We start from the raw sequence: 13,072 nt of genomic DNA, 5'->3' as shown, positions 1-13,072 counted from the left end.
GGTGGACGAGCGAGAGCGAAGTCCACCGAACCCCGCGCCGGCGCTGGTGGACTGCGCTGCACTTGTCCACCCTACAACGCAAAGTCATCGCAACGGCCGACGTCATGAGCATGGCCCGTGCTGGCCTATTCCGCCGTGCGTGCATCGATGCGTCAGCGACCGATCGGGTCCGCGATCGCACCTTCCAGAGGGTCGATCGCATCCGGCATCCCGAACCCCTGCTCTCGTTGCGTCCAGGCCCAAGCCGCCTGGATGGCACACAGCAGGGCGTCGAGTCGGTCGCCGCTCGGATCCTCGGCGAGTCTCGGATCCGCCTCGACCTTCAGGCCATAGATGGGTTGCGCCTTTGCGTCGAGAATCAGATCGAGGAGCCGTTTTCTGGCCTCGTCCCGCCGCGCTGTCTGTTTGGAGCGTGCGTCCTGTTTGTAGCTCTCCTTGCCGATGAGCCGACGTGCGAGGACGCCGGGATAGGCTTCGACGACGATCCGCTCGGGATCGCCGTCTTGGAGCCCGGGAATCGTCACACCGGCCCTGCGCAGCCGCGGTGCGCCCTCGAAGAACATGAGTCCGACCGGCGTGCCGTAGAGTTTCTGCGGGCTGATCGCCCCGGCCGCGCGATCCGTCGCACGGCGGTGCTCTTTGTCGCCCGGCGCACGGACCGCTCGGTACCCATCCAGCGCGGCCCGGAAGCCGTCGCGGCCGAGCCCTGCCGCGTGATCCACATAGCCCGCCCAGGTGTCGGGCCAGCCGATGTTTTCGATGAAGGTCCGTGATTGACCGAAAGGACAATCGATCCCGGCAATCCAGGGCCCGGGTCGCAGCAAAGCGGTCTCGAAACCCGCGAAGTCCCGCCATTCGGTCAGTTCGCCGGCCTCGAGCCGCAGGCCGTCGAAACCGCACTCCAGACAGGTAATGGGTTTGCGGCGACACGGTCGACTGGTGAAGTCGATGCCGTAGATCTTCATGTGGGCTTCACGCGCAGCAGGTCAGGCGCCGGTGCGACGTTGTTCGCATCGGCAGCGGTAAGACATGCGATCAAAGTCGGACCGACCAGACCGGTTCAGGGTGCCGGATTCGGCTGCCGGGTATGGATCGCCTCGATCTCCGCGATCAGGTCGTCCGAGAGCCTGAGATCCACGCTGGCAAGGTTGGCCTCCAATTGATCCAGCGTCGTCGCACCGATGATGTTGGAGGTGACGAACGGGCGGCTCGTCACCCAGGCGAGTGCCATCTGCACCGGATCGAGTCCGTGACGGCGGGCAAGAGCGACATACTCGGCCGTGGCGCGCTCCGCCTGCGGGTTGGAATAGCGGTTGAAGCGCTCGAAGAGGGTGACGCGGGCACCGGCGGGGCGTGCGTCGTTCAGATACTTCCCGGAGAGCACGCCGAAGCCGAGCGGAGAGTAGGCCAGGAGACCGCAGTCCTCCCGATAGGCGACCTCGGCGAGGCCGACCTCGAAGGTCCGGTTCAGCAGACTGTAGGGGTTCTGGATGCTGACCATCCGCGGCAGGCCATGCTCCTGCGCGAGCGCGAGGAAACGCATCAGGCCCCAGGGGGTCTCGTTGGAGACGCCGATGTGGCGGATCTTGCCGGCCCGGACCTGATCGGCGAGGACCTCGAGTGTTTCGAGCAGTGGGACGCTGTGCGCGTCTTCGGCCGGCGAATAGCCGAGCTTGCCGAAAAAATTGGTCTCGCGGTCCGGCCAATGGAGCTGGTAGAGGTCGATCCAGTCCGTCTGCAGCCGCTTCAAGCTGCCGTCCAATGCCGTCACGATATTGGCGCGGTCCAGCCGCGACTTGCCGCCGCGAAGATGCGGCAGCCAAGCGCCCGGCCCGGCCACCTTGGACGCCAGAACCACACGGTCACGGCAAACGCGCGACGCGAGCCAACTCCCGATGTAGGCCTCTGTACGGCCGATGGTTTCCGCGCGCGGCGGTACCGGATACATCTCGGCCGTGTCGATGACGTTGATGCCCGCGGCGAGCGCGCGGTCGAGCTGGGCGTGCGCGTCGGCCTCGCTGTTCTGCTCGCCGAAGGTCATCGTCCCGAGGCAAAGTGCGCTGACTCGGATGTCCGAGCGCCCGAGTGGTCTGAGCTCCATTGCGTCCTCCTCAATCGTTTCGGTGATGGACCGAATCGCCCAAGCACGGCATCAAGCGAAGAATCGCCCGCAGTCTATCGAAGAAGCAACCGCTGGAGATATGAGGTAGCGGAGACGACGGGGCCGCGGCACGCGAATCTCCGAGGCCCCCGCTCGGCAGAAGCCCCGGCCGGTGCGCAGTCAAGGCGCCCTCGGCCGGGGCTTGCGGCGTCAGAATGCGGGCCCGCCGCGCATCTTGCCCGACTCGCAGGGTTCGCCCGCACCACCGCGTTTGGAGCCCGGTCCGCGGGACTCGAACCGTTGGAGCTGATCCTCCGTCAGAACGGTCTTGATCTGCTCTCGGATCTCGTCTCGGGTCATTTCCGAATCCGCGTCATCGCTCTCCATCATGGAGCGGACCCGAGCGACCTGATCCTCGCTCAGATCCAGCCGCTCGGCGAGGCCGTCGAGATGCCTTTCCATCCGAGAGTCGCGCCGCTCCTCGATGCGTGCGCGCTGCTCCGGCGTGAGAACGGCGTCGATACGTGCCTGCACATCCTGACGCTGTTGCAGCTCCCGTGCGCGTTGCTCCTCCAGGATGGTCCGGATCTCGTTCTGCTGCTCCGACGTCAGATCCAGCGTCCGGATCATACGTTCGATGCGCTGGCTCGCGAACATGCTCGGATCCCGGGCATGGCCCCCTGGTTCGGCCAAGACAGAGGTGGTGGCGATGACTGCCGCGACGGCGAGCGCGAAGGTTGCGGTGCGAATGTCCTTGCCGGTGTTCATGATGGGTCACCTTTGCTGTATTCGTTGTGTCTCGGGAGGATCCCGATGCGATGCCGAGACCATTCCCGACGCGTTGCAGGTTAGGTGACCGGGGTGCAGGAGCCGCGCAAGGATCGTGCAGATTTCGTGGAAGCGGGCGGATCCGCGCACGGTCGAGACCGGCAGAGCGACCGAGACCAACCGGTTGCACAAACGCCGTCGGATGGGTAGAACGCAGCGAAACCCATCCTCCCCGCTCCGCCCCCCCGGCTCCCGCGCCGACAAGCGAAGCGCAGTCCAGCAGCGACCTAAACCGCGTCCAGAGCGAGATGCTCACTTTCGCGTGAGTTCGACGTTGGGTGCATCCACTGGTCTTAGCGGAGCCGCGGTTTAGAAATTTATATTTTTTAATACCTTAAACCGCGCCGGCTCCGACAATGATCGGAGCCGGCGCGGCCAAGCAAATTCAACAAACGACGCATACCGCGCCTGGCGCGGTTTAGCCGGTTTCGCGAGCAGGCTCGCGGTTCATCCGGGGCCCTGCGAAGAGGCCCCGTCGACGTCGGGCTCCTCGTAGCGATAACCGACGCCGTAGACCGAGTGGATCAGCTCGACGTTCGGCGCCAGCTCGGCGAGTCGGCGCCGGAGCTTCTTGATGTGGCTGTCGATGGTGCGATCGGATACGACACGGTTGTCGGAGTAGATCCGGTCCATGAGGAAATTGCGCGAGAGGATTCGGCCCGCGGCCTGATGGAGCGCGGCGAGCAATGCCAGCTCCACGGCGGTCAGCGTGATGACCTTGCCGTCGTGCGAGACCTGCAATCGCTCCGGCTCGAGCGTCAGGAAACCGCTCCTGCGCTGTTCGGGCACCCGTCGCGTGCGTCTCAGGACGGCCTTGACGCGCGCCGTCAACTCACGCGGGCTGTAGGGTTTGCAGACATAGTCGTCGGCACCCAGCTCGAGCCCGAGGAGACGATCGATCTCCTCGACCCGTGCCGTCGTCATGATGACGGGCACCTCGCTGCGGCTGCGCACCTCGCGACAGATGCTCAACCCGTCCTGCCCCGGCAGCATGAGATCGAGCAGGATCAGATCCGGTCCTTCACGCTCGATCCAGGCGACTGCACCCGTGCCGGTCGCCAGGTGATGGACCCGGAAGCCGGCCGCACGCAGATAGTCGCCGACCAGGTCGGCCAGACGCTCCTCGTCCTCGACGACGAGGATCAACGGCAATGCGGTTTGGTTCATTTAAACCCTCGCCCCGGGGACGCCGGTAGCTCGATCCGGATCGCACAGCCACCCGCCGCAGCCGCATGCGCCTCGATGCTCCCGCCATGCGCCGAGACCACGTTCTTCGCGATCGCAAGACCCAAACCCGCGCCGCCCGTGTGGCGGCTGCGCGAGGCATCGACCCGATAGAGCCGGTCGAACAGCCGCGGCAGATCCTCGGTCGGGACGCCGGGCGCCGTATCCTCGAAGGTGATCCGATAGCCGCCGAGCGGCGCTGCATCCAAGGTCACCGTGAGCCCCCCGCCCGAGTCCGTGTAGCTCAGGCTATTGTGAAGAAGATTACCGAAGAGTTGGGAGATACGGCCCGCGTCGGCGCGCAGCGGAGCACACACGGCAGGATCCGCATCGTGCCGGCCGGCAAGCCGATTGTCGAAGGCCAAGTCGAGCCCCGCGGCCTCGAATCGGGTCCGAAAGGCATCGATGTCTTCACGCAGGATCTCTGCAAGGTCGATCTCCTGCATGTGGTAGGCGAGTGCACCGAGATCCGTCCTCGCGAGATCGTTCAGGTCCTCGACCAGACGCGAGAGCCGCAGCACGTCGCCGTGCAGGCGATCGATCTCCCCGCGCTCGAGCGGCCTCACCCCATCCTGCATCGCCTCGAGATGCGCCCGCAACAGCGCAAGCGGCGTGCGTAGCTCGTGGGAGATGTCCGCGACCCACTGACGCCGCGCTCGATCGTTGCGTCCCAGCGCATCCGCCAGGGCGTTGATGTCGCGGCCCAAGCGAGCGATCTCGTCGCCGCCTCCGATCGCCACGCGGGCGTCGTAGTCGCCGGCCGCCAGTCTGCGCGCGGTCTGCTGGAACGCCTTCACCGGCCGGATCAGACGACTGGACAGCGGATAGGCCAAGGCGGCCGCGACCGCCAGCATCGCCGCAACGATCAGCCAGAGTCGCCCGCCTTGGCGCTCCACGAAATGCAGATCCGCGAGCTCCGCGACCGGGGGACCTGCGATGACCGCAAGCTCGCCGATGGACCGACCGTCGAGATCCAACACAAACCGCCGAGTGTTCGACAACAGCTCGGGCCGACCGTAGATCAAGGCGCCCTCGGCATCGAGCAGCATCAAACGCAGCTCGATCGGGGCACCCTGATCCCGTCGCTCGCCCCGTACCGTCGACGGCGGCGGCCAGTCGAAACCATCGCCGCCATCCGCCTGATCATGCGTTCCGATGAAGCGCCGCGCCCATGGCGGAGCGCGCGAACCTTCCCCGGGCAGGCCCCGACGCCCCTGCTCGGGCCAATCGCGCCCGAGCAGTGCGCCGAGCCAGAGCCGCGGCGACGCCCGCAGCGGTGCCCAGCTCTCCTCTCCGGCATAGATCTCGATAAGACGCTCGCCGATAACCTCGACCCGCGCCTGCTCGCGCGCCTCGGCCAGCTCGACCAATCCGCGCTGAAGCGACCAATGCACGAACGCCTGCGTGCCCGACAACACCAGGACGCAGGCGAGCAGAAGTGTGAGAAAGACCTTGGTGTGGATGGAGAACGACATCTTCACGCCAGCTCCGAACGCCTCGGTACGAGCGGCCCATGAACGGTGTTTCGCAGCGGGCGCTGCGTCTGTCGACCGAAGCGGACCGAGTCGACCCACGCTCGACGCACTCGGCGCCGTCGCGCGGCATCCGCTCTCGATCGACGGGAAGACGATAACAGGCGAGGGTGCACCAAAAAAGGAACGGTCGAACCCGACGCTTTTTCTCTACATTTCGCAATGCGCGATCAACGTCCGTGCGTTTCAATGGCGCGCCGACGAGCACGACGCCACGTCCTTCATCGATCCCAACCGGAGAACACCATGACGATAAAACGCTGTGCCGATCACGGATTCCTTCCCGGTATGGTGGCGCTATGCCTCGCGGCGGCGGTCTCGTCGGCCCACGCGCAATCCTTCAACCTGGACAACGGCGTGATCCGCGCCGTGACGGGTATCGAGATCCAAGGCAGCCTGTACGACGTCACCTTTGCGGATGGCGCCTTCAATGGCGTTTACCCGGCTCGGCTCAGCGGTTACGGGCCGCTCGCACAGGAGGTCGCCCGGGCACTCCTCGTCGCAAGCGAAAGCGGCGCACTCACGGCCAACGTCGGCGAGCAACGGAGTTTGCCGCTCCTTGGATGCAGCTCGCGCGAATCCTGCACGGTCTTGATCCCGGAACACTCGACAGGCGCGGCGCCTTCGGCTCAAACGACCTACGCCGTCGAGGTGATCTATTCCCGGGGTGGGTTCCGTTCAGTGACCTCCGAACTGTGGCCGTTCGACGCATCCACGGATACCCTGTACATGCCCGACATGCTGTACGCGATCATCACCCCTGCCGGCTAGCCAGGGTTGGCTCCGGGTCAAGAGCAGGATTTTTAGCCCTGTTGCCCGAGACCCTCGGCCTGACTCAAATCAAGGCACCGACCTCCATGGCGTCGCAGAATTGCCGCATCTCAAGCATCCGCACAGTTGATCCTCCCGAAAACCCACCTAATTTCCAACAGATGAGGTCACCCCGACCAAGCCACTTCCGAAAGGCTCGACATGACGATCGACGCTGCGCTCTTCTCGCCGACCCTGCTCTGGGTCATCAACCTGCTCTTTGCCTTGGTCCTTCTGCTCGCCCTGAGGTTGACGCCTTGGCGGAAGTTTCGCGACATGGAGCAGTTGAACGTCTTTCTCGGGGCGGTCGTTGCGCTGTTGGTGCTTTGGCACATGGACGTTCAGGTGCAGTCCGGGTTGTCGTTTCATCTACTCGGGGTGACGGCCATGACCCTGATGTTCGGATGGTCCTTGGCGGTGATCGGGGCGGCGTTGGCGCTGCTGGGGGTGATCCTGAACGCGGGAGCCGGGTGGGACGGGTTTGCGATCAATGCCCTCCTGACCGGGGTCGTGCCGGCGACCCTGACCCAGGTCGCCTTGATCCTGATCCGTTGGTATCTGCCCAAACAGTTCTTCGTCTATGTGCTGGTGAACGGGTTTCTGACCGCCGGTCTGGTGGGCGTGCTGACGGGCTATCTGGCGGCCTGGCTGCTGGTGTTCAGCGGGGCTTACAGCTTCGCGGATCTCAGTGAAACGGTGCTACCCTTCTTTCCTTTGATGTTCATGCCGGAGGCCTTCCTGAACGGCTGGATCTTGGCCGTGCTGGTGGCCTTCAAGCCGCAGTGGGTGTACTCCTTCAGCGATGAACAGTACCTGAAAGGAAAATAAGGGAGCTCTCGACATGGGTTGGGTCGGCACAGCCGTCGGCGGCGCCATCGGTTTGGTCGTGGGAGGTCCGGTCGGCGCGGTGTTCGGTGCGGCCTTGGGTCAGGGCGTGGATCGGGGCTGGATCGGCGGCCCGCGGCGCCCGGCCTTGACGGGTGCGCAGCGGGCGCGGGTCCAGGCACGTTTCTTCGAGACGACCTTCCTGGTCATGGGCCATGTCGCCAAGGCCGACGGGCGCGTCAGCGAGGCGGAGGTCGCCTTGGCGCGCTCGGTCATGGATCGGATGTCCTTGGGCACCGATCAGCGACGCGTGGCGATCGAGCTCTTCAACAAAGGCAAGTCGCCCGACTTCGATCTGGCGGGCGCCATCGCCGCGCTGAAGGCGGTCTGTACAGGTCAAGGGACCTTGATTCACCTGTTCCTCGAGGTGCAGCTCCTGACCGCCTATGTCGACGGCGTCCCGACGGCGGAGCAGCGGCGCGCGCTCGAAACCATTCGGCGCGGACTCAACGTCTCGGCCTTCGCCTATCGGCAGCTGGAAAACCTCTTGGTGCTTCAGCAACGGATGTATGCCGGCGCGACCGGTCAGGCCGGCCGCGGCAGGTCCTCGTCGTCGGCGCGACCGGCGCCGCTCGCCAGCGCCTACGCCACCCTGGGGATCGGCCCCAAGGCAAGCGATGCCGAGATCAAGAAGGCGTATCGCCGTCTGATGAGTCAGCATCACCCGGACAAGCTGATGGCGAAGGGTCTGCCGGAGGAGGCGATGCGGATGGCCTCGCAGAAGACGCAGGAGATCCGGCGCGCCTACGAGACCATCACGGAGGCCCGGGGCGCCTAGGCGCGAACGTCCGCGTTCCGAGTGAAAATCCGGTCCGCTTCGGTTAGAGTTCCCTACTTTCAACATCAAAACGGATCCGGGCCGAGGCGCGTGCGCAGCGGCGAGCGAGATCTTAGGGGACAACAGCATGACGCCTGATCTGATCGCACCGTCTATCCTCTCGGCGGATTTCGCCCGGCTCGGCGAAGAGGTCGACAACGTCCTCGCCGCCGGCGCGGACATCGTCCATTTCGACGTGATGGACAACCATTACGTGCCGAACCTGACCATCGGCCCCCTGGTCTGCGAGGCCCTGCGCAAGCATGGCGTGACCGCACCGATCGACGTGCATCTGATGGTGAAGCCGGTCGATCGGATCATCCCGGACTTTGCCGCCGCGGGCGCCACCTACATCACCTTCCATCCGGAGGCGAGCGAGCACATCGACCGCACCCTCCAGTTGATCCGCAACGAGGGCTGCAAGGCCGGTCTGGTGTTCAACCCGGCCACCTCGCTGAGCTATCTCGACTATGTGATGGACAAGATCGACATGATCCTGCTGATGTCGGTCAACCCCGGCTTCGGCGGGCAGAGCTTCATCCCGGCAACGCTGGAGAAGCTGCGTGCGGCGCGCAAGATGATCGACGCCTCCGGGTTCGATATTCGGCTCGAGATCGACGGCGGCGTGAAGGCGGACAATATCGGCGAGATCAAGGCGGCGGGTGCGGACACCTTCGTCTCCGGCTCCGGGATCTTCGGCAAGGGCCGCGACAGCGATCCGCATCGCTACGACAGCATTATTCGGGAGATGCGCGAGCAGATGGCGCGCTGAACCGCGGCCGGGGCTCAGGTCGGGGTGGGAGCTTGGTCGATGCGGCCGAGCGTCCCTTCGCGATTCGAGTCGACGCGGTTCAGGTGATGAGGGGCCTGAATGGCTTGTCCGATTGTGTTCTTGAGCCTGGAGCTGTGATCGCATGCTGCGACCGAAGATGATCCTGATCGATGTGGACGGCACGCTGGTGGACAGCGTCCCGGATCTGGCGTTTTGTGTCGATGCCATGATGGAGCGGCTCGGCCGTCCGCCCTGCGGGGAGGCGTCCGTGCGTGACTGGGTCGGGAACGGGGTCGAGCGGCTGGTGCGCCGGGCGCTGATCGGGCAGCTCGACGGCGAGCCGGAGGAGGCGGATTTCGACGCCGCACTCCCGATCTTTCTCGAGCTCTATGCGGAGAACACCTCCAAACGCTCGGTGCTTTATCCGGGCGTGATCGAGGGCATCGCCTTTATGAAGGGCGCGGGTTATCAGCTCGGCTGCGTGACCAACAAGGCGGCTCAGTTCACCGAGCCGCTGTTGCGCGATCTCGGAATCCGCGAGCATTTCGGCCTCGTGGTCAGCGGTGATACGCTACCCAAGAAGAAGCCGGATCCGATGCCCTTGCTGCATGCGGCCCAACACTTCGGGGTCGAGCCCGCGGAGGCGATCATGATCGGCGACTCGGTGAGCGACGTGAAGGCCGCGCGGGCCGCGGGCTTCGGGATCATCTGCATGAGCTACGGTTACAACCACGGTCAAGACATCCGCGAGGCCAAGCCCGACGCGGTCATCGACTCCATGGTCGAGCTCGAGCAGCTTCTGGCTGGATAATCTTTCGACCGCGGCTAACGCTTGGTGGTCGCGATTCTGATGATCGAAACATGAGGCTTCGGACGATGCGAGCGATGACCGGGTGGCGATGGCGAGGTTGAGACCGCGTTCCGACCTGCCTTGAATCCCTTTGCTCGGAGACCCCGATGACCCCCGCTGCCTTTCGCGCCCTGGCCGACCAGGGACACAACCGTATTCCGATCCTGCGCGAGGTCCTTGCCGACCTCGACACCCCGCTCAGCGTCTATCTCAAGCTCGCCGAGGGGCCTTACTCCTATCTGCTCGAATCCGTCCAAGGCGGGGAGAAGTGGGGGCGTTATTCCATCATCGGCCTGCCCTGCCGCACATTGCTGCGGGTGAGCGGGCACGAAATCCGGGTCGAGCGTGACGGCGAGCTCATCGAGTCCGTCGAGACGGCGGACCCGCTGACCTGGATCGATGCCTACCAGCAGCGTTTCAAGGTGGCCGATCTCGCCTGTCTGCCGCGCTTCACCGGCGGCCTGGTCGGCTATTTCGGCTACGACACCATCCGCTATATCGAGCCGCGTCTGGCGACCTGCCCCAACCCGGATCAGCTGCAGACGCCGGACATCCTGCTGATGGTCTCCGACGAGGTGGTCGTCTTCGACAATCTCAGCGGACGGATGTACATCATTCTCAACCTCGACCCGAGCGCAGGGGATACCCTGGAGGCCGGGGAGGCGCGCATCGACGCGCTGTGCGAGCGGATGCGCCGCGGTGCGCCGCGACGCTCCGCGGAGCAGGGACGCACGGTGAGCGAGACCGACTTCGTCTCCGGCTTCACCGAGGACGGCTTCAAGCACGCGGTGGAGCGCATCAAGGACTACATACTCGCCGGCGACTGCATGCAGGTCGTCGTCTCGCAGCGTCTCTCCATTCCCTTCCAGGCGCCGCCGCTGGATCTCTATCGCGCGCTGCGCGGACTGAATCCGTCGCCCTACATGTATTTCCTCGACCTGGGCGATTTTCACATCGTCGGCTCCTCGCCCGAGATCCTGACCCGGCTCGAGGACGGCGTGGTCACGGTCCGCCCGATCGCCGGTACCCGCCGCCGCGGCGCAACCGAGGCCGAAGACCAGGCACTCGAAGCCGAGCTGCTGGACGACCCCAAGGAGCTGGCCGAGCACCTGATGCTGATCGACCTGGGACGCAACGACGCCGGGCGCGTGGCCGAGATCGGCAGCGTGCGCGTGACCGACAAGATGATCGTCGAGCGTTACTCGCACGTGATGCACATCGTTTCCAACGTGGTCGGCGATCTGCGCGAGGGCATGAACGCCATCGACGTGCTGCGCGCGACCTTCCCGGCCGGGACCGTCTCGGGTGCGCCCAAGATCCGCGCGATGGAGATCATCGACGAGCTGGAACCCGTCAAACGCGGCATCTACTCGGGCGCGGTCGGCTATCTCTCCTGGAACGGCAACATGGACACGGCCATCGCCATCCGCACCGCCGTGATCAAGGACGGCGTGCTCCACATCCAGGCCGGTGCCGGCATCGTCGCCGACTCGGTCCCCGACGCCGAATGGAAGGAGACCATGAGCAAGGGCCGTGCGGTCTTTCGCGCCGTGGCACTGGCCGAGGCGGGGATCGAGCGGGGTGCAGGGCCGGTCGTTTGAACCTCGGGTTGCGATCAACGCGCCTGCATATTGGTTCGTCGGAGAAGACTCATGGCCATTCTTGTCGTCAGGAATCTTGACCAGAGCATGGTCGAGGCGATTGCGCAGCCCGTAAACGCCCGGCGAGGTTTTGGATGAATGCGAACGTGGAAAGCGCTGCCAGACGATTCGTCGATCGGTTGCGTGCGCGGTACGACGTTGCCGGTGCCTTGCTCTATGGCAGCCGCGCCCGTGGGGATGCCGGCGATCTGAGCGACGTGGATCTTGTGGTGCTGCTCGAAGGCCCGCAAGGGAATCGCGTCGATGCGGCGGTGGACATGGCAGGCATCGCCTTCGAACTTATGCTCGACACAGGTATTCTGGTCGACCCTCTGCCGATCTGGCTGGAGGAGTGGAGGCATCCGGAGGATTTCGCGAATCCCGGTCTGATCGAGACGATCCGGCGTGACGGGATTCCCGTATGATCCCCGATGCCGGCATTAATAAGGCACGGCGGGCGCTCGTCTCGGCACGGCTGTTATTGGCGGACGGCGATACTGACGGTGCGTGCAACCGCGCTTATTACGCCATGTTCGATACGGCAACGGTGGCGTTGATTGCGACACAGCCAGACATTCGCCCCGAGATGATCCGCACGCATCGGGGTTTAATCGCGTCGTTCGGCCAACACCTCGTGACGACCGGCCAGGTGGATATTGAGCTCGGTCGTATCCTCAATCAGGTGGAGCGGATTCGTTTGCTTGCGGACTATACCGGTGAACCCATCGACATCGAGAAGGCAATCTGGGCGGTTGACCAAGCCGACCATTTCATCCGTAAACTAGTCGTCGTGATTGGCGCCGCCGAGCTTGATCGCGGATGATGGCATTTCCATTTCTGAAGAGTGCGTGGCGTTCATTATGCTGCTGATGATCGACAACTACGACTCCTTCACCTACAACCTGGTGCAATACCTGGGCGAGCTGGGTGCGGAGGTGCGGGTGGTGCGCAACGACGAGCTGAGCCTCGAGGAGGCGATTGCGCTCGCGCCCGAGCGGATCGTGATCTCGCCGGGGCCCTGCACGCCGAACGAGGCCGGGATCTCGGTCCCGCTGATCAAGGCGATGGCCGGGCGTGTACCGATCCTCGGTGTCTGTCTGGGGCATCAGTCGATCGGCCAGGCGTTCGGCGGGAATATCATCAAGGCGCCGAGCGTGATGCACGGCAAGACCTCGGCGATCCACCACACGAACGTCGGCGTGTTCAACGGACTGGATAATCCCTTCGAGGCGACCCGATACCACTCGTTGGTGATCGAGCAGGAGACGCTGCCGGAGTGTCTGGAGGTGACGGCCTGGACCGAAACGGCCGAGGGCGAGCGCGAGGCGATCATGGGCGTGCGCCATCGCGCGCTTGCGGTCGAGGGCGTGCAGTTCCATCCGGAATCGATCCTGACAAAGCACGGGCACGATCTGCTTCGGAACTTTTTGCAGACCGCGCCTATTGACGGTGATCGCGTCCCCCGGTCCGACGGGTAGGGTGGACGAGCGAGAGCGAAGTCCACCGAATCCCGCGCCGGCGCTGGTGGACTGCGCTGCGCTTGTCCACCCTACGGCGCTAAACCGCGTCCATCCCGACAACTGGTCTCGGCGGCGACGTCAAGGCCGAAGTCC

At 64.7% G+C, this 13,072-nt stretch carries 14 protein-coding genes; 9 read left to right on the top strand and 5 right to left on the bottom strand.

The window, feature by feature from the left end; translation table 11 throughout:
• Positions 1-152 precede the first annotated feature (152 nt).
• The 5 genes from THIMADRAFT_RS07165 to THIMADRAFT_RS07145 all read right to left on the bottom strand — a co-directional run bounded on the left by THIMADRAFT_RS07165 (position 153) and on the right by THIMADRAFT_RS07145 (position 5,628).
• A complete protein-coding gene (locus tag THIMADRAFT_RS07165) occupies positions 153-965 on the bottom strand; it encodes a DUF429 domain-containing protein (protein WP_007192321.1) in 813 nt (270 codons plus the stop codon).
• Positions 966-1,060: 95 nt separating this feature from the next.
• A complete protein-coding gene (locus tag THIMADRAFT_RS07160) occupies positions 1,061-2,101 on the bottom strand; it encodes an NADP(H)-dependent aldo-keto reductase (protein WP_007192320.1) in 1,041 nt (346 codons plus the stop codon).
• 210 nt (positions 2,102-2,311) lie between these two features.
• On the bottom strand, positions 2,312-2,869 hold the full coding sequence (locus THIMADRAFT_RS07155; RefSeq protein WP_007192319.1) for a Spy/CpxP family protein refolding chaperone: 558 nt from the start codon (positions 2,867-2,869) through the stop codon (positions 2,312-2,314).
• A 507-nt stretch (positions 2,870-3,376) separates the two neighbouring features.
• Positions 3,377-4,096, bottom strand: coding sequence for a response regulator (locus THIMADRAFT_RS07150; protein ID WP_007192318.1), 720 nt, complete (start codon positions 4,094-4,096; stop codon positions 3,377-3,379).
• Positions 4,093-5,628 (bottom strand): ATP-binding protein, encoded by a 1,536-nt coding sequence (locus tag THIMADRAFT_RS07145; RefSeq protein ID WP_007192317.1) that lies wholly within the window; start codon positions 5,626-5,628, stop codon positions 4,093-4,095. The genes THIMADRAFT_RS07150 and THIMADRAFT_RS07145 overlap by 4 nt, the downstream gene beginning before the upstream one ends.
• A 303-nt stretch (positions 5,629-5,931) precedes the next feature.
• Between THIMADRAFT_RS07145 and THIMADRAFT_RS07140 the strand changes: the two genes are divergently transcribed.
• The 9 genes from THIMADRAFT_RS07140 (at position 5,932) to THIMADRAFT_RS07100 (ending at position 12,937) form a co-directional block, all read left to right on the top strand.
• Positions 5,932-6,456: a hypothetical protein gene (locus THIMADRAFT_RS07140; RefSeq protein WP_007192316.1), complete on the top strand. Its 525-nt coding sequence runs from the start codon at positions 5,932-5,934 to the stop codon at positions 6,454-6,456.
• Between the two features lie 201 nt (positions 6,457-6,657).
• Positions 6,658-7,323 carry an energy-coupling factor ABC transporter permease gene (locus THIMADRAFT_RS07135; protein WP_007192315.1) on the top strand — a complete coding sequence of 222 codons (666 nt, stop codon included), beginning with the start codon at positions 6,658-6,660 and terminating at the stop codon, positions 7,321-7,323.
• A 13-nt stretch (positions 7,324-7,336) separates the two neighbouring features.
• Positions 7,337-8,158: a co-chaperone DjlA gene (gene djlA, locus THIMADRAFT_RS07130; RefSeq protein ID WP_007192314.1), complete on the top strand. Its 822-nt coding sequence runs from the start codon at positions 7,337-7,339 to the stop codon at positions 8,156-8,158.
• Positions 8,159-8,285: 127 nt separating this feature from the next.
• A complete protein-coding gene (gene rpe, locus THIMADRAFT_RS07125; RefSeq protein ID WP_007192313.1) occupies positions 8,286-8,969 on the top strand; it encodes a ribulose-phosphate 3-epimerase in 684 nt (227 codons plus the stop codon).
• Between the two features lie 142 nt (positions 8,970-9,111).
• Positions 9,112-9,780, top strand: coding sequence for a phosphoglycolate phosphatase (locus tag THIMADRAFT_RS07120; protein WP_007192312.1), 669 nt, complete (start codon positions 9,112-9,114; stop codon positions 9,778-9,780).
• Between the two features lie 146 nt (positions 9,781-9,926).
• Positions 9,927-11,420, top strand: coding sequence for an anthranilate synthase component I (trpE, locus tag THIMADRAFT_RS07115; protein WP_007192311.1), 1,494 nt, complete (start codon positions 9,927-9,929; stop codon positions 11,418-11,420).
• Between the two features lie 134 nt (positions 11,421-11,554).
• Positions 11,555-11,884, top strand: coding sequence for a nucleotidyltransferase domain-containing protein (locus THIMADRAFT_RS07110; protein WP_007192310.1), 330 nt, complete (start codon positions 11,555-11,557; stop codon positions 11,882-11,884).
• Positions 11,881-12,282, top strand: coding sequence for a HEPN domain-containing protein (locus THIMADRAFT_RS07105; protein ID WP_007192309.1), 402 nt, complete (start codon positions 11,881-11,883; stop codon positions 12,280-12,282). Before THIMADRAFT_RS07110 ends, THIMADRAFT_RS07105 begins: the two co-directional genes overlap by 4 nt.
• Before the next feature lie 37 nt (positions 12,283-12,319).
• On the top strand, positions 12,320-12,937 hold the full coding sequence (locus tag THIMADRAFT_RS07100; RefSeq protein WP_007192308.1) for an anthranilate synthase component II: 618 nt from the start codon (positions 12,320-12,322) through the stop codon (positions 12,935-12,937).
• The last annotated feature ends 135 nt before the right edge of the window (positions 12,938-13,072 follow it).

Source organism: Thiocapsa marina 5811 (assembly GCF_000223985.1).
Lineage (GTDB): Bacteria > Pseudomonadota > Gammaproteobacteria > Chromatiales > Chromatiaceae > Thiocapsa > Thiocapsa marina.
This window is presented reverse-complemented; position numbering and strand designations above follow the sequence as displayed.

Coding starts and splice junctions, on each gene's coding strand:
- THIMADRAFT_RS07165 (WP_007192321.1), bottom strand. CDS start 965: ATGAAGATCTACGGCATCGACTTCACCAGTCGACCGTGTCGCCGCAAA.
- THIMADRAFT_RS07160 (WP_007192320.1), bottom strand. CDS start 2,101: ATGGAGCTCAGACCACTCGGGCGCTCGGACATCCGAGTCAGCGCACTT.
- THIMADRAFT_RS07155 (WP_007192319.1), bottom strand. CDS start 2,869: ATGAACACCGGCAAGGACATTCGCACCGCAACCTTCGCGCTCGCCGTC.
- THIMADRAFT_RS07150 (WP_007192318.1), bottom strand. CDS start 4,096: ATGAACCAAACCGCATTGCCGTTGATCCTCGTCGTCGAGGACGAGGAG.
- THIMADRAFT_RS07145 (WP_007192317.1), bottom strand. CDS start 5,628: ATGTCGTTCTCCATCCACACCAAGGTCTTTCTCACACTTCTGCTCGCC.
- THIMADRAFT_RS07140 (WP_007192316.1), top strand. CDS start 5,932: ATGACGATAAAACGCTGTGCCGATCACGGATTCCTTCCCGGTATGGTG.
- THIMADRAFT_RS07135 (WP_007192315.1), top strand. CDS start 6,658: ATGACGATCGACGCTGCGCTCTTCTCGCCGACCCTGCTCTGGGTCATC.
- djlA (WP_007192314.1), top strand. CDS start 7,337: ATGGGTTGGGTCGGCACAGCCGTCGGCGGCGCCATCGGTTTGGTCGTG.
- rpe (WP_007192313.1), top strand. CDS start 8,286: ATGACGCCTGATCTGATCGCACCGTCTATCCTCTCGGCGGATTTCGCC.
- THIMADRAFT_RS07120 (WP_007192312.1), top strand. CDS start 9,112: ATGCTGCGACCGAAGATGATCCTGATCGATGTGGACGGCACGCTGGTG.
- trpE (WP_007192311.1), top strand. CDS start 9,927: ATGACCCCCGCTGCCTTTCGCGCCCTGGCCGACCAGGGACACAACCGT.
- THIMADRAFT_RS07110 (WP_007192310.1), top strand. CDS start 11,555: ATGAATGCGAACGTGGAAAGCGCTGCCAGACGATTCGTCGATCGGTTG.
- THIMADRAFT_RS07105 (WP_007192309.1), top strand. CDS start 11,881: ATGATCCCCGATGCCGGCATTAATAAGGCACGGCGGGCGCTCGTCTCG.
- THIMADRAFT_RS07100 (WP_007192308.1), top strand. CDS start 12,320: ATGCTGCTGATGATCGACAACTACGACTCCTTCACCTACAACCTGGTG.